This window comes from Streptomyces sp. NPDC056224 (assembly GCF_042267665.1).
Classification (GTDB): Bacteria; Actinomycetota; Actinomycetes; order Streptomycetales; family Streptomycetaceae; genus Streptomyces.
The window spans coordinates 168487-189892 of the sequence record NZ_JBHJTK010000011.1; the positions used below are offsets into that span (position 1 = coordinate 168487).

Genomic DNA, 21406 nt, shown 5'->3' on the forward strand with positions numbered 1-21406 from the left:
TCAGGAATTTGCACCAACCCGGCAGGAGTTGACCGAGCCGAAATAGAGATTGGCTACCACGTATGGAGACGTTCAATCCGACTCGGCCCCCCCGTCGGAGCAAATCCAGTCTTGCGGCTTCTTCTCACGTGGCCATAGCAGCCCGTGAGGAAGCTCAGAACTACCTACTGAGATGGCCGTCTGACTACATAGCGCCCCTGGCCGGGGCGAGGCCGATACGCAGCTCGGCTCATTCCAAATGCGCTCCGTTTCATGGTCTCCCGCAGGGGAGTCGCCAGGCAGGGAGCGGCAGTTGCTAGACACACCCGGTAAATTGGGAACTAACGCTCGCGCAAAGGATCCGATTCATGGCACAACTTTTCGCAAAGCCGCTACTGCCTGAAGTGCACGACCACCTGGAAATGACAGGCCACCTTGGCGACGGCACGCTCTCCGAACGAGCCGGGGCGTTGGTCCGTAGCCTCGCCAGACACGACGAGATGCGTTCCCTGATAGACCACATAGTGTCGGACGATGTTCAACTCGCCGAGATCGCGGCGCGGTCGTATTACCATGCGAACAGCTTTCTCAAGCTCGTTTTGGCGGTCGGCAGCGAGAACGCCTGGAAGCTCCGCCTCCACGTATGGCATCCACAGGCGGAGGAGGATCGCGAGCCGAGGGAGGACATCCACTCGCATCGCTGGGACTTCACGACCGCCCTGCTGCTCGGCGAGTACAACGCCCGTGAGTACATGATCGCCCCCGGCGAGGAGTACCACCACTACAAGTACACCCCGGTTCGGGCGGACCAGTTCTTCTCGCTGGATTCCATGGGGACCGAGCAGCTGGCCCAGGTGTTCGAATCCAACCTCCGGGCCGGCACGGTCTACCACCTCGACCACCGGGTCCTGCACAGCATCGCGCGTTCCCATGACGGGCCTACGGCCACGGTCGTCCTGCAAGGGCCCACTGTGCGGAATTCGACGAATGTCTATCGCACGACCCCGGTCGGCGAGGAGAGCGGAACCAGGGAGCTCGGGAAGGGCGGAGACCGGGAGATCGAGAAGGGCGGAGGCAAGGAGATCTATGTTGAACGGCCTTCCGTCGAGCAATTGCGCGCGGAGCTGATTCAGCTCCGCGACTGGTTGTAACCCCGGGTCCGGTGCGTAGAACCGTGACTCAATACAAATAGACGGCTGAGGCTGCGGCACGCTTCAACAAGCACGGCGTCGACCTGACCGTGTACGGGCAAGCGGATCCCGCTGTGACCACCGTCCACATCCGTGTCGCGGAAGGTCGTCTTCAGGAGTTCTGCAACGTTAAGAGCTCCTATACGATTTACGTCATCAGCGGCCATGGCACCTTCTACCTCAGCGACGAAGCCGTGGAGGTAAACGCCACGGATCTAGTCGTCGTTTCGCTGGGTGGACGAAGTGAACGAACGACATGTTAGGTTTCTGGAAAAGAACCAGATTCCGAATACTCCTCGCCCCTGAAGTCCGCCGCTCGTCCTGGATAAAGCTGGACTCAGGCGGTGGCAGAAAAGAACCTGGGGGAGCCCTAATTGTGAAATCTCCCTCCATCCGCATTACGGGAAGGCCGTACAATGAATCCTCCTGAATTTGAAACAGGTCACGTAGCCGATCTGCCGCACCAGGCCACCTCGCCGTCAGCGGCTGATCTCTTTAACTCGGCAGTCGCGTCTTGGGCGATCGCTGCAGGCTGGGAGATCGGCGCACTTGATGAACTGAGTGAGAAGGGCAAGCTCGAGGCGCGCGACTTCGCCGAGGAGCATGACCTGCACGTCCAGTCGACAAGGGGCATGTTCACCGCGTTGGCCAGCGTCGGCGTTGTCGAGCGTGCAGGCGACACCATTCTCCCCGGCCCGTTGTTCGACGACGTGTTCCGGACCAAGTCCTTCTTCCATTGGCTCACCCGCGGCAGTGCGTCTCTGTTCACGGCGATGCCCACGGTGATGAAGAATGCCAACCGAGTCGGCGAGTTCTACACCCGGGACGCGCCGGCGATCAGCTTCGCCTGCCGGGAAATCAATGCGGAGGTCTTTGACCCGGTCTTCTGGCAGGCGATGGACAGTCTGGATCTCTCCTTCACCAAGGTTGCCGACCTCGGATGCGGCAGCGGTGAACGACTGCGGCAGATCGCTCGGCGCCATCCCGGAGTCCAGGGGGTCGGGCTCGACATCTCCCCCAGTGCGCTGGAGGCCGCCAAGGTCGCCACAGCGGAGGCTGGGCTCGGAGACCGCATCTCCTTCGGTGTCGCGGACGCCCGCGCGCTCGAACCTCGTCCCGAACTCGCCGACGTCGACCTCGTCACCAGCTTCATGATGGCGCACGACTTCTGGCCCCGCGAAGAGTGCATCGCCTCTTTCCGGAAACTTCGCGAGGTGTTTCCGAACGCGCGCCGACTCCTGCTGGCGGACACCGCGCGACTGACCGATCTGCCCGACCATCGATTCCCTATGTTCAACCTGGGTTACGAAGTTGGACACGACCTCATGGGCGTTTATCTGCCTTCCATGGAGGATTGGGAAGACGTTTTCCCCGAGACGGGCTGGCGACTTCTGAAGACTCACCGGATGGACGGCTTGACAAACGGATTCATATTTGAACTCGAATGACACCTGAGCAAGGAGCTGAGAGGCACGTGCAGGAACAATCAACAGAGGCCTCCGACCCGTACTACGAGGCGCGACGGGCCGAAATAGCGGCCCTGGCGGAACGCTGTGGTCCGGACGATCCGATCCCAACGGTCGAGTACACGGAACAGGAACACGAGGTCTGGCAGCTGGTGTGCGGAAAGCTTGCCGCACGCCACCGCTCGGATGCTACGACCGAGTTCCTTGACGCGGCAGAATGTCTCGCAATCCCCCAGGGAGGGGTTCCGCAGCTCCGGGATGTCAGCGGGCGTATTGAATCGCTTTCCGGTTTTCGTTTCAGGTCAGCGCCTGCGCTCGTTCCCTTCCGGCAGTTCTGCAGCGGCCTGGCAGATTCGGCGTTCCACTCCACACAGTATTTGAGGCACCCGAACACCCCCTTCTACACCGCAGATCCGGACATGTTGCACGATGTTGTCGGGCACGGGAACGCTCTAGCGAGCAAGCGGTTCGCCCATTTGTACCGCCTGGCTGGTGAGGCTGCCGCGCGAGTCGAAAGTGAGGCGGCGTTGCAGTTCATTGCCAAGGTGTTCTGGTTCACGCTCGAGTGCGGCCTGATTCGGGAGCGGGGAAAGTCAAAGGCGTACGGTGCGACGATCGTTTCCTCGTACGGAGAGTTGAACCATTTCCGTGACGCTGACATCCGCCCGCTAAAGCTGGAGAGCCTGGCCGACGTCGATTACGATATATCGACTTATCAGAGCATTTTGTTCGAAGCGGACTCGATGAACCAGCTTGAAGACACTGTGGGTAGCTTCTGGGACACCTGCGACGACAATACTATTGAGGCTCTGCTAGCCGAATCCGCTGCAGGGCTCGTGCAAGTTCCGTGATCGTGTGGTGGGTTCGGGTAGCGGCCGGCTGGGGTGCAGCTCCCGTCGACTCCGCCGGGTGGTTGCGCAGCGTGAGCGAAGGCGCTGGTTCTGCCGGTTGCGGAAGCCGAACTCGTTACGTGCTTCGAGTTTGACGAGGCGCTTGTTGCCTTCGGAGGCGGCGTTGGTGACGCCGATGGTCAGGTAGGTCTCGTTGCCGGCCCACCACTGCTCGACGGTCTCGGCGAGGGTGACGAGCTTGGGCAGGTAGGCGTGTTCGGCGACGTGGGCGAGGAAGCGGTAGCGGGCGGCGGAGGTCGCGGAGCGGTCCGGGGTGCCGGGCCGGCGAGTGACGGCAAGGCCCAGGATGTCGCGCAGGAGCTCTTTGCCTTGCCAGGCCGCGTAGATCTGTTTCCCGTAGGTCCCCGTCAACCAGGAGGGGCTCAACCTCGTGGACTCCGATGTAACGAGCGTCGACGTGGAGCGCCCGCGGCCGATGCATGAACTCGTCGGAGAAGCCTGACCACAGCCCGGTGGAGGTATCAACTTCACCTTCGGCTCCCGCCCAGAGCGCATCGGCGCGAACACTGTCCGAGCCAAACGAACCGCCTACGAAAAGCTGCTCACCAGTGGGGCGGCTGCCTCAGAGGTCACCTCGGAGACCGTTTCCGAGGTGACCGTCCAACGTCGCACAGCGCAGTAAGGAGTCATTGTCATGGGGGTCTCGTTCTGGGACGATCCTTATCCGATCTACAAGAGTTTCCAAGAACGCGCTGCCATCTTCTGGGACGATGCCCTGGAAGTCTGGGTCGTAACCGGCCGTGACGCAGCTGGCACCGTGCTGCGCTCTACCGCAATGTCCTCCGACTGGCTCAATATCGAGTCTGCGTCCCGCGAATTCCCCGAGCTGGAGCAGATGCTGCGCGGCTGGTTCCTGCTCAAGGATCCACCGGAGCACACTCGCCTTCGCCGGACCATGCAGTCCTGGTTCAGCCGAGGTCGCGCCGACAGCCTCGCCGAGGAAATCCAGTCGGTCGTGAGCACGCACCTGGACAGGGTCCGGGGGCTCCCTACCGTCGATCTCGCCAGGGACTTCGCCTCTCCCGTCGCCAGTGGCATCCTCGCCCGCGTCCTTGACGTCCCCGACGAAGTGACCGTGAAGGCGGCGGAACACTTGGCCTCGGTCGCCAAGTTCCTCGCCCAGCCGTACAGGAGGGAGTTCGCCGAACAGGCCGCAGACGCGGTCGACCGGCTCAACTCCCTCTACCGGAGCCTCGCCCCAAGTCTTTCCAGGAGCAGCGCCCTGTTCCCCCTCCTCGATGACGACTCCCTGCCGCCGGACACCTATCTGCACACGGCTCACCTGGTCTCCTTCGCGGGGCAGGAGACCACGGCGGGGCTCATCGGGACCGGGCTCCTTCACCTGCTGCACCGGCCGGAGCTCTACAAGGAGGTCGCCGAGGGACAGGCCGACCTTGAGGCAGTCATAGAGGAACTGCTGCGTTTTGACACCCCCGTCCCGCAGGTTCCACGAGTGGCGCTATCCGACGTGGCCGTCGACGGATGCACTATCCGTGCGGGGGACCGCGTCCTGGTGGTGCTCGCCGCCGCCAACCGGGACTGGGCGAATTCGGAAGACGCCGACGTACTCGACTTCGCACGAGAGCAGAAGAACATCGCGTTTGGAGCGGGCATCCATTACTGTCTCGGCGCTCCGATCGCCCGCAAGGGCGCACTCACCGCGATTCGCGATTGGACGACCACCTTCCCGGAGACTCGCCTGTCACCGGAGACCGTTCGGTGGGCGGTCGGCACCGGCAACCGCGGACTCGAATCTGCTGTGGTCCAACTGGCCTGACCTCGCTTCAGTCACCCTGTCAGCCGCCTCGCCGAGCCACATCACCCGCTTCGCATGCAGGCCCCTCGTAGGTGAGCCTTCCGCAAACAGGACTTCATCCCCTCGGACCCGATTGCTGTGCGCAGCCACGCCCAGCGACACCGCTTTCACCGACTCTCCAGAAAGGTAAGGGGATCACGATTCCTCAGCGAGTGAGTGCATTGGTCGGTCCGACTGTCATCAGCTCGGTTCCACAGCTCGTCCTAGACCAGGCGCGTCGACAGCCACACGCGTTGGCCGTGGAGTTCGAGGGGGAGAGCACGACCTACCGGGAGCTCGTTTTGCGGGCGGGGGGAATCGCCGGGGCTCTGACGCGGGACGGGGTCCGGCCCGGTGCGGTGGTTGCGGTCCAGCTGGATCGCGGGAGCAGCGTGCTGGCCGCCCAGCTAGGGATTTGGATCATGGGAGGCATCTCCCTCACCCTCCCGCTCGATATGCCGCACGGCCGTGTCGAGACGATCCTCGCCGACGCCGAGCCGGAAGCTCTGATCCGCGATGAGACCGACTCTGCGAACACGGGGCTCCTGGACGTGCCCCTGGTGATCGACGTGACTGAGTGCGGCCAGGCTGAGCCCGCTCTGTCGGAGATATCCGGCGGCAGCGCCTACCTCATCTACACCTCGGGATCGACCGGCATTCCCAAGGGGGTGCTCGTCGGGCACGATTCCTTCGCCTTGCTCGCACAGTGGCACGTAGAAACCTACGGAGTTACTGCGGCGGACCGGGCCTCGTCGGTAGCGGCCATGTCGTTCGACGCCTTCATTTGGGAGACCTGGCCGTATCTCTCGTGTGGCGCGTCCGTGCACTTCGCACCCGCTGAACTGAAGCTGGCGCCGTGGGAGCTCGGCGATTGGTACAAGGCGCGGTCCATTGACCTGTCGTTTCTGCCGACCCCTCTCGCCGAGATATACCTACGCCACGGTACCCACTTTGGACAGCTCCGCTGTCTACTCACCGGAGGGGACCGGCTGCGCCTGCTGGGCGGTCATCCCCTGCGGCGCTTCGTCAATCACTACGGTCCCACGGAGACGACCGTGGTTGCCACTAGTCATGATGTGGCTTCGAACAGCACCGGCCCCGTCCCAATCGGCCGGGCGATCGGTTCTGCCCGGACCATGGTGTTCGACGGTGAACGGCGGACCGCGCGGGGGGCAGAGGGCGAACTCCTCGTCAGCGGAGGGTGCCTGGCCCTGGGGTACTGGGGGAACCAGAGCGCGACGGAGAGGAGCTTCGTGCGTGTCACAGGGTCTCCGGACAGGTGGTACCGCACGGGTGACCTCGTGCGCGAGAACGAGGAGGGCGACCTGGAGTTCCTCGGCCGTATCGACCGGCAGATCAAGATCCGAGGTGTTCGGGTGGAGCCGGGGGAAATCGAGGGAGTGCTGGGCCGCCATCCTGACGTGGACGACGTCCTCGTCGACTGGGATCAGGACGGCTCGCGTCTCACCGCCTACGTAGTCGGTGGCGAGATCAGGGCCGACGCCCGTTCGTCCTCGCCGCTCGGCGAATTCGCCCGACAGCACCTTCCTGCCGAAATGGTTCCGCAGAACTTCGTCTTTCTGGACAGCCTTCCGTTGACGGCGCACGGGAAGGTCGACCGCGCCACCCTGCTACGAACGCGCTGATTCGATCACCGAGCCGGCTTGCGTCCTATGGCGCGCGGGGGCTCCTCGCTTCTTTCCCTCCGGCTCTCCCCGCCGTCGCGGCGAGGAAGGCATGGACGAGCACCGCCAGGGTGCTGAGGTTGAACTGGCGTCGACGAATTCGCCCTGTACGCGGACGTCTACGGCACACTGCTGGTGGATGCCGACACGCGGCTGCCCATCGAGTTGTGGGCCGGACGCGACGCCGAGCAACTCGCCGCTTGCGCACATCCCCCGGTGTCGAAGTGGCGTGCAGGGACGCCTCATTGGTCTAACAGCAGGGCAGCACCGACGGAGCCCCGGTGCTGCAGGGCCGTGATCGCTTTCACCTCTGGCAGGGGTTGTCGAAACGGGTCTCGGACGTCGCTGCGGCCCACTGTGGCTGCCTGTCCGCCGCAGTACCTGAACCCGAACCGGCCCCACCACTGCCGACAGAACGGTCCGAGGGGGCCGATACTCCCGCTCGCCGCCATGGCCCGCGAAATGGGACTGAACCGACGCACCGTGGCCAAGTGCGCCCGCGCTGCCTCCTGACAGGAGTGCGTACGGCGCACTCCGTCCCGCCGGTCCACGAGCCTGACCCGTATCTGGAGTGCTCGCGTGAACGCTGGGAGGAGGGCGAGCACACCGCGACGGTGCTGTACCAGGAGATCGTTGCCAAGGGCTACGGCGGCCACTGTCAGCGAGTCAAGATGGCCATCGCGCCGGCTGCGTCGCGGGCTGCCGATCGACACACCGCGCGAGCGCCCACCCTCGCCCCGTCAGGTCGCCCGGTGGATCACCACCACACCGTCCTGGCGTGGTCCGCACGCCACCGAGGCACTCCGCCGACTGTGCGCGCACTGCCCAGAGTCGGACCGAACGCATGGCCTGGTACGGCAATTCGTCGCCGTGCTCGACGCCCGCGATGCCACATTGCTGCCGGACTGGCTCGAGCATCTCGCGGTCTGCCACCTCCCGGCCTTGGCCGGCCTGACCAAGGCCATCCGAGAGGACCAGGCCGCCGTCGTGCGGGGCATCACCACCCCTCTCAACTCGGCGTTATTGATCCGAAACGGTTCGGGTTCTGGGTCGTCGTAGTGGTGTGAGCGATCTGGTGGGGGACGCGCGGCATCTGTCGCCGTCGGCACAGGAAGCGTTACGGCTGCGGGCGGTGGCCGCGCTGGTGGAGGGCCGGGACCGCGAGGAGGTTGCGGCGGTGTTCAGGGTCTCGTTGAAGGCGGTGGACGGCTGGTGGGCGAAGTGGCTGACCGGCGGCCGTGACGCTCTGACCGCCCGGCCGCGGGGCAAACGCGTGGGTGAGCATCAGGTGCTGACCGAGGCCGAGCAGGAAGCCCTGCGCCAGGCGGTACTCGATCACCGCCCCTGCGCACTGGGGCTTTCAGGGGAGTTGTGGACGCGTGGTCAGGTCGGCGCTCTGATCGCGAAGCTGTACCGGGTCCGGCTGACCGAGCCGGGAGTGGGCAAGTACCTGAAGCGGTGGGGGCTGTCCTTCCAGCGCCCTGACAAGCGGGCCGTGGAACAGGACCCGGAGGCGGTGCGGGCCTGGCTGGAGGAGACCTGGCCGGCGATCCGGGCGAAGGCGAAGGCCGAGGGCGGCGTGGTGCTCTTCGCAGACCAGGTCGGCATCCGCTCCGACCAGGTCACCGGCCGGACCTGGGGCGAGAGGGGACGCACCCCGATCGTGCGCCGCACGGGCAACCGGTTCTCGGTGAATGCGATGTCCGCGATCAGCACCAAGGGCCGCATGCACTTCATGGTGTTCACCGAGACACGCCGACCTCAAGCACAACCTGCCAAGAGGCCACCGGGCCCGCAACCAGGCCGAACTCGCCACGGAGACCCGACGTTTCTTCCGCCGACGGCAACGCCAACCCCCCATTGTCCGCGGCTACTTCCACGGCCCCCACGTCCGCTACACCACCGAAGAGAACCCTTTGAGTTTCTGATCAATAAGTGTGGGGGATTCAGCTCCAACCAGCTCCGCGGCGCAGTGGCGAACCAGTATATGAGTTGCCACGAATGTCTTGCGGCCACGAAGCATCCTGCAGGGGCCAGCTTGCCGTCTCTCAGCAGTGGTCAACTGTGTGTCCTTCCAGTTGAGTTGCGTGAAGATTTCTTCGGTCAGAACGATGCCGGCGACGCTTGATACCTCTTCTGGGTCACGACGGCTTACGAGGAGCCGCATTCCTAGCCGTGGGAGTAGGGAGCGACTTGAGATCTCGCTTGCCGTTGTGATTGGTCGGGATGACATCCACCTCGACGATGTAGCGAGGGAGCATGTAGGCAGGAAGATCGGCAGCAAGCACTTCGCGCAAGCGGGCCTCCGAGTAGTTGGAGTCCGGCACCACGTAGACAACCAGGGCCAGGCTGCCCACCCCCTTCGCCACGGTGGTGGCAGCACAGTCGGAGACGCCAGGGCAGGCAACGGCCAGGTGCTCGATCTCGCCAAGCTCAATGCGATAACCGTGGACCTTCACCTGAGAGTCGATGCGGCCGAGGTACTCGATCGTGCCGTCGTCCAGCCAGCGGGCAAGGTCACCCGTGCGGTACATTCGGCCGTCGGCCTCGAAACAGTTTGGGACGAACACAGCATCGGTGAGTTCCGGAGCGTTGAGGTATCCCCGAGCCAGACCGGTTCCCGCAATGCACAATTCGCCCGGGGTCCCAATCGGTGCCATATCGCCGGACTTTGTCCGAATGTAGAGACGGATGTTATCGATCGGCCTGCCGATCGGAATGGATTTGGTTGAGTCAAGGCCAGTACATGGCTGGTAGGTGACGTCGACAGCCGCTTCTGTCGGACCATATAGATTGAGCAGCTCGACAGAGGGTCCGAACCGGCGCGTGAACGCTTCGACGTGACTGACCGCAAGCGCCTCGCCACTGGCGTACATGCGTCGTACCGACGACAGATCGGCGGTCTCGTTGGTGAGCATGAAGAACTGCAGAACAGCGTGCAGCATGGATGGCACAAAATGGACCATGGTGACACCGAACTCGGCAATGCGCTGAGCTATCCGCTGCGGGTCTTTTTCGTCACCATTGGGCAGCGTGACTACCGAGGCGCCGGCCAGTGACCACAAGAAGATCTCTTGGACCGACACATCGAAGGTGAACGGCGTCTTCTGCAATATGACGTCGTCCGGAGTCAGTGGGTAGGCACGCTGTATCCAGCACAGTCGATTGACGATCGCCCGGTGCTCCACCATCACGCCCTTGGGGCGGCCCGTGGAGCCGGAGGTATAGATGACGTACGCGAGATCCTCGGGCCCACTGGCAGCCGGCAGGTCGGCGGCATCTGCGGCTTCGATCTCAGGGTCGGCCACGTTGATGAGCTGACATCCGACCGGGACGTGTGCTGTTTCGTCGGTGACGACCACTACCGAAGTACCGCTGTGGTCGAGGATGTACTCGATGCGGTTGGTTGGCAGCGTAGGGTCCACCGGCAGGTAGGCACCTCCCGCCTTGAGCACGGCGTATACAGCGACAAGCATGCTGGGGGAGCGTGGAACGCAGATACCGATAACATTGCCGGGCCCGATTCCGCGTGCGCGGAGCACTCGGGCGAGGCGGTTGGATGCCGCATTCAATTGACCGTAGGTCATGCCATTGTCTGCCACAGCTACGGCATTCGGGACGGCAGCGGCCTGTTCCTCCAGGAAGCGGTGCAGGGTGTGGTCAGCCGGAAAGTCAGCGGCCGTGGCGTTAAAGCTTCGGGTTATCAGGGCTTGCTCGGAGCTGCTCGCCGCAAGCAGTGAGGCAACCGGCTGGGTCGGATCCTTGAGCAGTAGGCCCACGAGCTCCACGAAGGACTCCGCGAGGCGCTGCGCCGTCGCTTGCGAGAAGAGTCGGGTCTCGTAATAAAGATCGACTCGGGCTGAGGTGCTCGTGCCCAGGTGCAGGTCGAAGAAGAGCGGGCAGCCGCGGGAATCAGCATCCTCGGCGGTCTGGTCGCCCGCGATGGAAAGCATCAGATCGGTGGGCTGAATGCCCTCTGCGTCGAGCAGTGCGTGCAGCGGGATGTCCAGCCGGGTGAGCACCTCACGCAGATCGGTGTCCACGGCGCGGAGCAGGTCGCTACCAGTTGCTCCCTCCGCCATGGTTGCGGATAGGGGAACGATGCGATCACGGTCTGGTCGGGTGTCATCGGGCACCGAGAGGAAGATCGTGACCGACTCGCGGTCTGTAGCCCTGGCGGCCAGCAAGACGAGTACCGCACTGCCGAGCACCCGGATCGGCAAGGGTCCGTCGGAGGCCGGAGCGTGCGTGGTGGCAGCGAGAGAATCCGGGATGGGAACGGTGGCAACTGAGCGCCCGCCGGTGTTGTCCCGCAGATGGTCGCGGACCAGCACTGTGGGCTCGGCCCAGGCAGTCTGGCGCTGCTGCCAGAACGCCATCTGCTCAGGGAATTCCTGCAGGGCAAGCTGGAGTTCAGAGGCGTCGCTCACGAGGCTTCCTATGAGGGGAATCGGCGGTCGGTGGAGTCGGCGGACTCCATGACCGGCTGGGATGAGGGGCAGATCAGGCCAACGGAAGCGGCTACTGCCAGGACCAGTTGAGAGGGCTCACCGTCGCGGCAGACCCATCGCTCGCCTCGGCCTGCACCGTCGGGGCCGCTGCCCCAAGATCCTCGTTTGCAGACGACTGAGTGACGGCCAGGGCGGGCAGCGCAAACAGAGCAGCAAGGAGACCTGCCTGGCTGACAGTCGTGACGTATCGCTTCATTCTCAACCTCACGGTCAGGGAGCCGCGTCGAAGCTGCATTGCAGGAAGCGGCGAAATCGGAATTACATCGCATCATTGGGACGGGTAGCTTCCGTAGCGGCACTTGCCTCGGTCGCGTTCCACGGTCCTTGCTGCTGACTGGGGCCACGTCTCCATTCGCAGGGTGGCACTTGTGGGTCATGGCCGTCAAATGCCATGACCTAGGCATCAGGACGGGCGCATCGAGAGTTCCCCCGAGGGCGCAAAGGAAGTTGACGGTACGTCAGATGATTCTCGTGAGAGGAACATCGACCATGGCTGTTCCCAGGAAATACGAGCCCTTCGAGGATCCCGCCGACGCACCGGAGGTTGATCAATTTAAACTGTCCATATAGAAAGCGCCACGCTCACGGCGCCAGCCGAGCCGGCACAGCACCCCCGCCCGGTGGGAACTCCAGGTGTTGACCTCCGCAGTGCCCCAGAGCAGTTCCAGGGCCTCGCCGATCTCATCGCCCGCGACCGACGCCAGCGGCCGGGCCTCGCCGAGCCGTTCAGCGTTGCCCACCCTGATCCCGTAGTTGCGGACCGTGTGCGGGTTGCCGAGCGAGTCGAGAAGCACGCGTACCGCCGCGCGAACGGTCAACGCCTTGCCGGCCAACAGTCGTACGACGGTGGGCACCGCTTCCTCCTTGCCACAGATAACAGAGCCGCTTCACGTAACGGCCGGAGAACGTCACCGCAGGTGACGGATCAAGCTACCCCAGATATTGGGGCGTTATCTGTGGGATGGCTTCAAGTCCCCCCGCGCTCGACGTCCCGATCACCCATGAGCACACCGGAAACGGCGCAGGCGTAAAACGGAAGCGTGAGACCATAAGGGGGCACTTCAGCCCGATGAGCGCACCTCCCGAGCCACCGGCGCGCCTAGGCAGCCCTGGCCGATGTCAGTACGCGTGCCGCCAGTGGATCGCTAGCATGTAGTTCCGTAGTAGGAAATGAGCTGCCGCGGCCCAGGACTTTGTACCACCTGGCAGGAGATGACCGAGCCGCAATAGAGATTGGCTGCCACTTATGGAGGCGTTCAATCCGACCTGGCCCCCGTCGGAGCAAATTCAGTCCTGAGGATTCTTCTCAAGTTTCTTGATGCTGGTCTGAACTAGACGGACCTTAGCCAGGGTCTCTTCGGCGGTTGCGGTCCAAGTGAACGGGTTGGCCTCAGAGTTCCAGGTGTCAATGTAGTTGCGGATCTGCGTGATCAGCACGTTGACGCTGGCGAAGGTGCCGCGGCGGATCGACTGACGGGTCAGGATTCCAAACCAGGTCTCGATCTGATTGATCCAGGAAGACCCGACGGGGGTGAATTGGAGGCGGACGTTCGGATGACCGGCCAGCCATGTCTTCACCTCCGGCGTGGTGTGGGTGGAGAGAATGTCCAGGACGACATGGATCTCCTTCCCGGCGTGCGGCTTCACGGCTTTCTTCAGGAAGGCCAGGAAATCCTTGCCATTACGGCTCGGCTTGCACTCGCCGACGACTTCGCCAGTGCCGACGTTGAGGGCGGCGAAGAGGTCCGTGGTGCCGTGCCGGACGTAGTCGTGGGTGCACTTCTTGGTGATCGCAAAGGCGCCGGACAGCACCGGCTGGGTCTGGTCCAACGCCTGGATCCGCGTTTTTTCGTCGTTCGAGGGCACGACCGCGCCGCCCGGCGGAGCGAGGTAGAGGCCGACCACGTCGGCGACCTTGTCCGCGAACGCGGGGTCCTTGGAAATCTTGAAGGTCCCGTTACGGTGCGGCTTGAGTTGCTCCTCGCGCCAGATCGACGCGATGTAGTGCGAGGACAGGCTGACGTTCTCAGTCCGCTTCACGTACTTCGCCAGCTCGCGCGTCGACCAGTGCGAAAGGCCGGTATCGGCCGGCGGCGTCATGCGCGGCAGAACAATCACCCGGGCCCGCACCTGCGGCGGTGCTTGTTCCCGGGCACCACCGGGACGGTTGCTTTCCAAACCGGCCAGCCCGCGCTGGGCATAACGGGTCTTCCAGCGGTCCACGGTCGGCAGCGACGCCCCGAGCAGCTCGGTAATCTCCTTGCACTGACGCCCCTCGCCCGACCGCAGCACGATCCGGGCCCGCATGGCCATATCCGCAAGCACATCTCGACTGTTCGCCAACTCCCGCAACTCAGCGTCCTGTTCCTCGGCGAGCTCCATGCCAGCAGCAACGAGGCTACGGGAGATCGAGTAACGCTGACGGAATCACGAATCACTAGCGGACCTGCCCGTGAGGAGGCCGACGCGCCGCTCGGCTCATTCCAAATGTGCTCCATTTCGCGGCCTGCCGCGGGGGAGCCAGCAGGCGCGGAACGGAGCCACTAGAAATACTCGGCAGCGTATGGGGAACCAACGCTCGCACAAAGGATCTGATTCATGGCACAACTTTTCACAAAGACGCTACTGCCCGAGGTGCGCGACCACCTGGAAATGACGGGCCGCCTTGGCGATGGCACGCACTCCAAGCGAGCCGGGGCAGAATCATGACTCAATACAAATATACGGCTGAGGCTGCGGCACATTTCAACAAGCACGGCATCGACCTGACCGTGTACGGGCAAGTAGATCCGTCTATGACCGTCGCCCACGTCTCTGTCGCGGAAGGTCACTTTCAGGAGTTCTACAGCCTTAAGAGCACCTATACGTATTACATCATCAGCGGCTATGGCACCTTCTATCTCAACGACGAAGCCGTGGAGGTGAAGGCCACGGACCTGGTCGTCGTTCCACCGGTGACACGTATTTACTATTTCGGAACCATGGAGATGACGCTCACTGTCTCCCCGGCGTTCGACGAAACGCACGAACGACACGTTAGATTTCTAGAAAAGAACCAGATTCCGAACACTTCCCGCCCCTGAAACCCTCACTTCCTCCCTGGATGGGCGACACCGTGGAACCCACATCCCTTATCAAGCTCGCAACCTGGAACATAGGGGGCGGGATTCTCGGCGCATCCCATCAGCGCGGCGGAATCCCCTCGCCGGACTACTACGCTTCGGTGCTGCGGCAGCATGCTCCCGATGTGGTCTGCCTCCAGGAGGCTCACGACTACCTCGGGCGTCGCGAGAGCCAACCGCACTACCTGGCGCGTCAAGCGGGGTATCCGCACGTGGTGTCGTTCCCCACCAGCGCCTCGCACCTAGCAGGAGACGCCAGCCTCACGCTGGCAGTCCTGTCTCGGTTCCCGATCGGGAACGCGGTGTACAGACAATTCCCCAACCCCGGCCGGACTGGCACCGGCCCAGGCGGAGAAGCGTGGACGCTGGCAGACAAGGGATACATGATCACCACGGTCGACGTGGGTGGCCGTCAGGTTGGACTGATTAACGGCCACTGTTTTCCGCTGCGGTACTTCGGCGCACGTGCCACAGACCCGGAATTCGCTGGCGTATGGGACATGCTCGCGCGGGACATGCTGGCCCTGAAGGAGTCCGGTCCGGCCGTGGTCGCCGTCGACCTGAACCATGACCCGATCGAGGACGTGCTGAATGAGACCCTCGGGCGAGACGGGTACATCAATGCGTTCGCGAATACCGTCACAGCCGCCAAAGGAGCCAAACAGGACTATATCCTCTACGCGCAGGGTATGGGCCTGCTGTCGGCTACTGTGATAGCCACCGAATCCGATCACGCGTACCGTCAGGTGAGTCTTTCCGTCGAGCGTCCTACCTCCAAATGGACTCGTTCGCTTTAATGAGGTCGACGGAGCTGCACCGGAGGTTATAGAACAATTCGCCTGCGGTATTGACCGGAGCGACCTCGCTGCTGGCCGTCAGCGAGTGGGCCGCCGATGCTCCGCCTGCGGTCCTGGACCGTCTTGGTGCCTGCCGCTGCCCGTGGACCGGCATCCGGCCGGTGCCGTGCGAGACGACGACTCTTCGGATTCTGGCCCGTCTGGATGCTGACGCCTCGGACCGTGCGGTGGGTGCCTGGCTGTCCGGTCGTCGCCCCACGTGCGCGAACACTCGGCGATCTGTGGCCGTCGACGGAAAGAGCCTGCGCGGCGCCGCCCGGGCGGACGGCAGGAAGATTCACCTGCTGGCCGCGCTCGACCATGCGAGCGGGCTGGTCCTGGCCCAGCTGGATGTCGGCGAGAAGACCAATGAGATCACCTGCTTCAAGCCCTTGCTGGCCACCCTCGCCGACCTGGCCGGCACCGTCGTGACCAGCGACGCGATGTACACCCAGCGCGAGCATGCGAAATACCTCGCCGACCGCGACACGCAATACATCGTGATCGTGAAGGGCAACCAGAAGAAGCTCCGCAAACAGCTCAAAACGCTTCGCTGGGACCGGATCCCGCTCCAGGGCCGCACCCGCGAGAGCGGCCACGGCCGCGGCGAGATCCGCCGGACAAGCTCTGCACCGTGAACAACCTGCTCTCCCCCGGCGCCTGCCAGGCCGTCCAGCTCAAGTGGCGCCGCACCAACCGCAGGACCGGAAAGACCAGCATCAAGACCGTCTACGCGGCCACCAGCCTCACCGCCGAACAGACCAGCCCCCACGAGCTGGCGGCAATGATCCGCTCGCACCGGCAGATCGAGGCCCTGCATCACGTGCGCGACACCCCCTTCGCCGAGGACGCCTCACCACTGCGGACCGGCAACGCACCCCGCACCATGGCGACCTGGAGGAACCTCGCCATCGGAGCCCTCCGCCTCGTCGGCACCCGCAACATCACTGCCGCGCTCCACGTCAACTCCCGCGATCCGAAACGGACCCTCACCCTGCTCGGGATCACATGATCCCGAACCGGACATCACGCGACTACGCCGAAGCCCTGCAGCTACACCGACCTGCTGCGACAGGCCGGAGGTGATGGTCTTCCACCTTCACTCGAACCACAGCGCCTCACGGCGCAATCAAGATCCCCGACTGTGAGGATAAGGGCGGTACCGCTCGGAGGGTCTGACCCCAGGGCTTCGGCGTAGTCGCGGCTTGAGTGGGTTTTCCCGATGTGTGCCGGCGGTGGCCCGGACGCAGGACAGGCACGAGCTTCCAAGATCATGTGGGTGTCGAGTCCAGTGATCCCTACGGAAGTCCGTGCCTGCCGTCGTATCCTCTCCCATCCCGCCCGTCCTTGACCAACTCCGTGACCAGCCCGACGCCGCGGAACACGAACTGCCCGGGCTGCTGACCCGGTTGGCCGCCGTCCCCGATCCTCGCAAGCCCCGCGGTGTGCGCCACGGCCTGGTGTATGTGCTGGCGCTGGCCGCCTGCGCCGTGCTGACCGGCGCGACCTCGCTCCTGGCCATCAGCGAGTGGGCTGCCGATGCGCCATCGGCGGTCCTGGACCGCATCGGCGCGCGTCGCTGCCCGTTGACCGGCATCCGGCCGGTGCCGTGCGAGACAACGATCCGCCGCACCCTGGCCCGCCTTGATGCCGATGCGCTTGACCGGGCGGTCGGCGCCTGGCTGGCCGATCGCCGCACTCAGCCCGGCCCGAAGACTCGCCGGGCAGTGGCGGTGGACGGCAAGAGCCTGCGCGGCGCCGCCAGAGCCGACGGCCGAAAGATCCACTTGCTGGCCGCACTCGACCACACCAGCCGTCTGGTCCTCGCCCAGCTGGACGTCGGAGACAAGACGAACGAGATCACGTGCTTCCAGCCCCTTCTGGACAACCTCGCCGACCTGGCCGACACGGTCGTAACAGCGACGCCATGCACACCCAACGCGAGCACGCCGAGTACCTCGCCAGTCGAGGCGCCCACTACATCGTGATCGTCAAAGAGAATCAGAAGAAGCTCCGCAAGCAGCTCAAAGCCCTTCCCTGGCAGCGGATTCCGCTCCAGAGCCTCATCCGCGAGAGCGGTCACGGCCGTGGCGAGATCCGCCGCATCAAGGTTTGCACCGTGAACAACCTGCTCTTCCCCGGCGCCCGCCAGGCCGTCCAGCTCAAGCGGCGCCGCCTGCACCGCAAGAGCGGCAAGGTCAGCATCAAGACCGTCTACGCGGTCACCAGCCTGAGCGCCGAGCAGGCCACTCCCGCCCAGCTCGCCAACATGATCCGCTCGCACTGGCAGATCGAGGCCCTGCACCACGTGCGGGACACCACCTTCGCCGAGGACGCCTCGCAGCTTCGGACCGGCAATGCGCCCCGCACCATGGCGACCTGGCGCAACCTTGCCATCGGCGCCCTGCGCATCGCCGGCACCCAGAACGTCGCCGCCGCACTCCGGGCAAACTCCCGCGACCCGAAACGCCCGCTCGCCCTACTCGGCCTCACATGATCACGAACCGGACATCACGCGACTACGCCGAAGCCCTGGGTCTGACCCGATCAGAGTCGCTCACTGGCGGTCATGCCTGACATATTTGACCACCAACCCGCTCACCAAACGTAGTTGGGGCGAACGCACTCAAGTCGCCTTCATGCCGAAGCCCTGGGTCAGCTGTCCGTCGAAAGCACGAAGTTCTCAGCTGCCTGAATCAGCGATTCGACGGCCTCGTCCGGAAAATAGTTCTCATTATAATAGACAGAGAGCCGCGGGGCCATTCCGTCCATTTCCCACATAAATTGAAGGGTTCGCGGCCAAGTCACCTCGCCTGGCACATAAAGCGGGACGATTTCCGCCTTCGTTCCGACAAGAAGTGACTCCCCGAAGGACATCGTCCGCTTGTCGAGGGTCACGCTCACCCCAGCTTGCCGGTCCACGGACACCAGTTCCTCATTCCAGAGCCTTCCTGCGGACCGGAGCGGGAGGTTGTACTCGAACACGTCGAGGGTATGAGAAAAGACTTCGCGAACCGTTTCCAGCGGACGGCGCGCCCCCGCGGTCAGCTGCAGGGGGACCATCTGGACGAACAGGCCGGCGATATCGGCTGTACCCGGCAGAACGCGTCCGTGAAAAGGAGTGGTGGCCCCCACGGTCGGGGCGCCGCTCACCTCTTGCAAACTTGCCAGCACAGCGGAGGCCACCGTTACGAACGGTGTCGCCCGGGCACGTTTCGCGAGGTCGAGCACTCTCGCCTTCGCGTCCGCCGGCAACGCGTGATGCACCGCCGTGAGCCTGGATTCTCCCTTCGCTTCACAGGCGATCGGAAAGGGGGGAGGAAACGTTCCGAACCGATCGGTCTGGGAACGCCAGAACGCTCTGCGCTCCTCACCCCATGCAGTGGACAGCTCGTGGCGCTCGAGCAACGCAAAGTCGTGATATGCGTTCTTCTCGACCTTGTCGGGGGCGCTCGCCCCTTGAATGGCGCGCTCATAGAACTCGCCGAAATCCGCCATGAGACGATTCCACGTCTTCTCATCGACGATGATGTGGTCCAGCACGATCGCGAGGAGGTGCCTGCGCTCGTCGCGCTGCACGATCGCGATGCGCGACAACCCCACGCCGGCGAGGTCGAATGGGGTCGTGATCTGGCGCACCGTCTTGAGTGCCTCCGTGTCTGTATCGGCGGTGTAGAACTCCACCTCCCCCAACACGTCGTCGTACGTGCATGCTTCGTCCGGCGAGACATAGGCCCGCCGCAGCACGTCATGGCTCAGACAGACACCCCGCCACGCCTCACGAACGGCGGCGATGTCCAGCTCCCCGGTGAGCCACAGCACGCAATAGACAAGATTGTGCCTCTCCGCAAACTCCCCCGAGAGCCGGGCCATCTCGGCGAGCGATGTCGGACCCCGCGTGACCTCAGTCCGGCCCACAGTCATTTCCTTACCTCCGTATCAGCCCAGAAGGGCGACAGCGTTACCGAAATGCGCAGCGTGGGGGCTCGCTCGGTGATCGGCCCCCACGGCTGCTAGATACACCTCGGAGAAGCTGATCGGGTCATTTCTCCACCCCCATGGATCAGGTTGTCAGGATTGCCGTGCGGGAAAGCACGAGAACACTTCGCTGAGCCGATGGCGCCAGCGGGTACCGAGGTCCTGGACCCCGTACCCGGCCCCCTCGTCCACCGTGAGTTCGAGCCCGATCTCGTGCTCACGGACCGTCGCAGCAGCGGTGAACGCCGACATCGGCTGGTTGTGGCCGAATCGCGGCGAGACCTCGACAGCCTCGATGCCTGCGATGTTCACGCTGCTCTCCGTCGCGACCTCGTAGGCGAACATCCCCGCTGCGACCGAGCCGGAGAAGGCAGATCCGAGCCCTGCGAGCGAGACGAACGGCACATCCGCATGGTCGATCTCCAGAAACCAGTCGTCGAGGAAGTCGTCCATCGCCTCGAGAGGGCTGCGTGGTCCGGTCAGGTCGAGCGAGATGACAGTGTTCAGGAAACACCCGGCGACGTCGGAGAACGCCTCGTTCCGCCTTCCCCACGGGTAAGCGACGATGGTTGCCTCGGCCCCTGTGACGTCGCGCAGAGCGCGGTGGAGCGAGAAGAGGACGTACGGGAAACGGGAGCCACGGATGGCACTCGGGCTGGCGACGCTCGGGAGGCCGACGATGATTTCGGAGGGCATCTTCGCCGCCCCCCGGGGGAGCTCTCCGTGGAAGTTCTTCAGACGGTCCGCCCAGAAGGCGATTCCGGGTCCGCCTGCCGTGGCGCTCTCGGACTCGGCCCTGTCCAGGACAGCGGCCTCGAAGCGCTCCCATTGCCCGCCATCAGGAGGCTCCGGGGCGGCCAACTGCCGGATCATGATGAGCTGCGACTGGCCGTCGACCAGTGCGTGGTCGAAGACCAGCAGCAGATAGTCGGCGTCGTGGGAGCGTATGAGACGTGCCTCCATCGCGGCACCGTCCAGAGAGGCTTCGAATTCATCGACGACCGTCATGGAAAGCCTCACGGCGGCCTCTTCGTCCTCCGCCTGCACTTCGGCGAAGTCATACGTGGCCGAATACCGCTCCTGGTATACCTCGGCACGGGAAAATCCTATGCGATAGGACAGCGTAGGATTCCGGAGCATGATCGAGTGCAGGACCAGATTCAGATCGGCGGCTGACAGGACCGAGGGCGGCATACGAAAGAGCTTGTGTATAGACATTCGCTGACCGGTGCGTTCCGCCATTAGGGCGAAGCCGAGTTGCGTGCTCAGCAACGGGAGCCTGTCCGCCATGTGCGCCCCTTTCGACAGCGACAACGGCCGCTGCCGACCGCATGAGAATCTAGTTCAGATTACTGACGCAGGGGCCTCTGAAGTCCTGACAGATAGCAGGAGCAGGGATGCGGCATGAAGGCGACTTGGGTGCGTGAGTGTCTATGTCCCAGGGCTGTTTCAAAGTCTGGGTGGGGGTGTGAAGGTGCAGGTCATGGTGTGACGTGTGCCGGCTGACCCGTCTCGTACGCAACGAAGCTCCGTTGTGCGAAGGGGACTTCGGAAGGTCACCTCCGCAACGGAGCCTCGTTGCATCTGGGCGTGCGCTCACCCGGCATCGTCACACTTTCGTGACCTGCGCACTCGCAAGGTCACCAGGACCTTGCAACTGCCCTGCCTGACACCCGTGTTGACCGACCGGCCGGTGAAAGCCACCGGCTCGACCGCGTCCCGCTTGAACTCCTCCGAATACCGCCGTGCAGCCACCCGGACGCCTTCCCCTCGGACCCCACGATCCGATCCTCAAGGAATTCCATGAATGGGGGCAAATCCCAAGGCGGCATGATCTGAAAGAGCGTTTTGTCCCGGCGGGGGTGTTTGGTAATTCGCGGGTTGGGGTCGCGCGAGGAGGCGTGTGAAGATCCGCTCGTGGAGTGCGATGTGT

At 63.9% G+C, this 21406-nt stretch carries 16 protein-coding genes and 2 pseudogenes; 12 read left to right on the forward strand and 6 right to left on the reverse strand.

What is annotated here, in order from left to right; all coding sequences use genetic code 11:
• Positions 1-347: 347 nt before the first annotated feature.
• The 3 genes from ACFCZ1_RS16970 to ACFCZ1_RS16980 all read left to right on the forward strand — a co-directional run bounded on the left by ACFCZ1_RS16970 (position 348) and on the right by ACFCZ1_RS16980 (position 3486).
• A complete protein-coding gene (locus ACFCZ1_RS16970) occupies positions 348-1130 on the forward strand; it encodes a hypothetical protein (RefSeq protein ID WP_376679042.1) in 783 nt (260 codons plus the stop codon).
• A 455-nt stretch (positions 1131-1585) separates the two neighbouring features.
• Positions 1586-2617: a class I SAM-dependent methyltransferase gene (locus ACFCZ1_RS16975; protein ID WP_376679043.1), complete on the forward strand. Its 1032-nt coding sequence runs from the start codon at positions 1586-1588 to the stop codon at positions 2615-2617.
• Positions 2618-2643: 26 nt separating this feature from the next.
• Positions 2644-3486, forward strand: a complete 843-nt coding sequence (locus tag ACFCZ1_RS16980; RefSeq protein ID WP_376679044.1) for a phenylalanine 4-monooxygenase — start codon at positions 2644-2646, stop codon at positions 3484-3486.
• Here the strand turns inward: ACFCZ1_RS16980 and ACFCZ1_RS16985 are convergent.
• Positions 3448-3897, reverse strand: a complete 450-nt coding sequence (locus ACFCZ1_RS16985; RefSeq protein WP_376679045.1) for a transposase — start codon at positions 3895-3897, stop codon at positions 3448-3450. The genes ACFCZ1_RS16980 and ACFCZ1_RS16985 overlap by 39 nt on opposite strands.
• Positions 3898-4180: 283 nt before the next feature.
• Here ACFCZ1_RS16985 and ACFCZ1_RS16990 point away from each other — a divergent pair, with 283 nt between their 5' ends.
• The 4 genes from ACFCZ1_RS16990 to ACFCZ1_RS17005 all read left to right on the forward strand — a co-directional run bounded on the left by ACFCZ1_RS16990 (position 4181) and on the right by ACFCZ1_RS17005 (position 9154).
• A complete protein-coding gene (locus ACFCZ1_RS16990; protein WP_376679046.1) occupies positions 4181-5323 on the forward strand; it encodes a cytochrome P450 in 1143 nt (380 codons plus the stop codon).
• A 191-nt stretch (positions 5324-5514) separates the two neighbouring features.
• Positions 5515-6987, forward strand: coding sequence for an amino acid adenylation domain-containing protein (locus ACFCZ1_RS16995; protein ID WP_376679047.1), 1473 nt, complete (start codon positions 5515-5517; stop codon positions 6985-6987).
• Positions 6988-7896: 909 nt separating this feature from the next.
• A complete protein-coding gene (locus ACFCZ1_RS17000) occupies positions 7897-8085 on the forward strand; it encodes a hypothetical protein (protein ID WP_376679048.1) in 189 nt (62 codons plus the stop codon).
• A gap of 4 nt (positions 8086-8089) precedes the next feature.
• Positions 8090-9154: an IS630 family transposase gene (locus ACFCZ1_RS17005; protein ID WP_376679049.1), complete on the forward strand. Its 1065-nt coding sequence runs from the start codon at positions 8090-8092 to the stop codon at positions 9152-9154.
• A 13-nt stretch (positions 9155-9167) separates the two neighbouring features.
• Here the strand turns inward: ACFCZ1_RS17005 and ACFCZ1_RS17010 are convergent, their stop codons facing one another.
• The 3 genes and pseudogenes from ACFCZ1_RS17010 to ACFCZ1_RS17020 all read right to left on the reverse strand — a co-directional run bounded on the left by ACFCZ1_RS17010 (position 9168) and on the right by ACFCZ1_RS17020 (position 13919).
• Entirely contained in the window at positions 9168-11456 is a 2289-nt protein-coding gene (locus ACFCZ1_RS17010; protein ID WP_376679050.1) for an amino acid adenylation domain-containing protein, read from the reverse strand.
• Between the two features lie 656 nt (positions 11457-12112).
• Positions 12113-12391, reverse strand: a pseudogene (locus tag ACFCZ1_RS17015) (site-specific integrase); the annotation flags it as partial.
• A gap of 433 nt (positions 12392-12824) precedes the next feature.
• Entirely contained in the window at positions 12825-13919 is a 1095-nt protein-coding gene (locus ACFCZ1_RS17020) for an IS630 family transposase (protein ID WP_376679051.1), read from the reverse strand.
• A 323-nt stretch (positions 13920-14242) separates the two neighbouring features.
• On the opposite strand from ACFCZ1_RS17020, the gene ACFCZ1_RS17025 reads away from it, so the two are divergent.
• The 5 genes and pseudogenes from ACFCZ1_RS17025 to ACFCZ1_RS17045 all read left to right on the forward strand — a co-directional run bounded on the left by ACFCZ1_RS17025 (position 14243) and on the right by ACFCZ1_RS17045 (position 17992).
• Positions 14243-14620 carry a cupin domain-containing protein gene (locus ACFCZ1_RS17025; protein WP_376679052.1) on the forward strand — a complete coding sequence of 126 codons (378 nt, stop codon included), beginning with the start codon at positions 14243-14245 and terminating at the stop codon, positions 14618-14620.
• 20 nt (positions 14621-14640) lie between these two features.
• On the forward strand, positions 14641-15456 hold the full coding sequence (locus ACFCZ1_RS17030) for an endonuclease/exonuclease/phosphatase family protein (protein ID WP_376679053.1): 816 nt from the start codon (positions 14641-14643) through the stop codon (positions 15454-15456).
• A gap of 50 nt (positions 15457-15506) precedes the next feature.
• Positions 15507-16133 (forward strand): ISAs1 family transposase, encoded by a 627-nt coding sequence (locus ACFCZ1_RS17035; RefSeq protein WP_376679054.1) that lies wholly within the window; start codon positions 15507-15509, stop codon positions 16131-16133.
• Positions 16130-16507 carry a hypothetical protein gene (locus tag ACFCZ1_RS17040; protein WP_376679068.1) on the forward strand — a complete coding sequence of 126 codons (378 nt, stop codon included), beginning with the start codon at positions 16130-16132 and terminating at the stop codon, positions 16505-16507. Before ACFCZ1_RS17035 ends, ACFCZ1_RS17040 begins: the two co-directional genes overlap by 4 nt.
• A gap of 448 nt (positions 16508-16955) precedes the next feature.
• Positions 16956-17992, forward strand: a pseudogene (locus tag ACFCZ1_RS17045) (ISAs1 family transposase).
• 158 nt (positions 17993-18150) lie between these two features.
• Here ACFCZ1_RS17045 and ACFCZ1_RS17050 read toward each other — a convergent pair.
• The gene (locus ACFCZ1_RS17050; RefSeq protein ID WP_376679055.1) at positions 18151-19419 is read right to left on the reverse strand and encodes a condensation domain-containing protein; all 1269 of its coding nucleotides are present in this window, start codon (positions 19417-19419) and stop codon (positions 18151-18153) included.
• Between the two features lie 147 nt (positions 19420-19566).
• Positions 19567-20763: a hypothetical protein gene (locus tag ACFCZ1_RS17055; protein ID WP_376679056.1), complete on the reverse strand. Its 1197-nt coding sequence runs from the start codon at positions 20761-20763 to the stop codon at positions 19567-19569.
• Between the last annotated feature and the right edge of the window lie 643 nt (positions 20764-21406).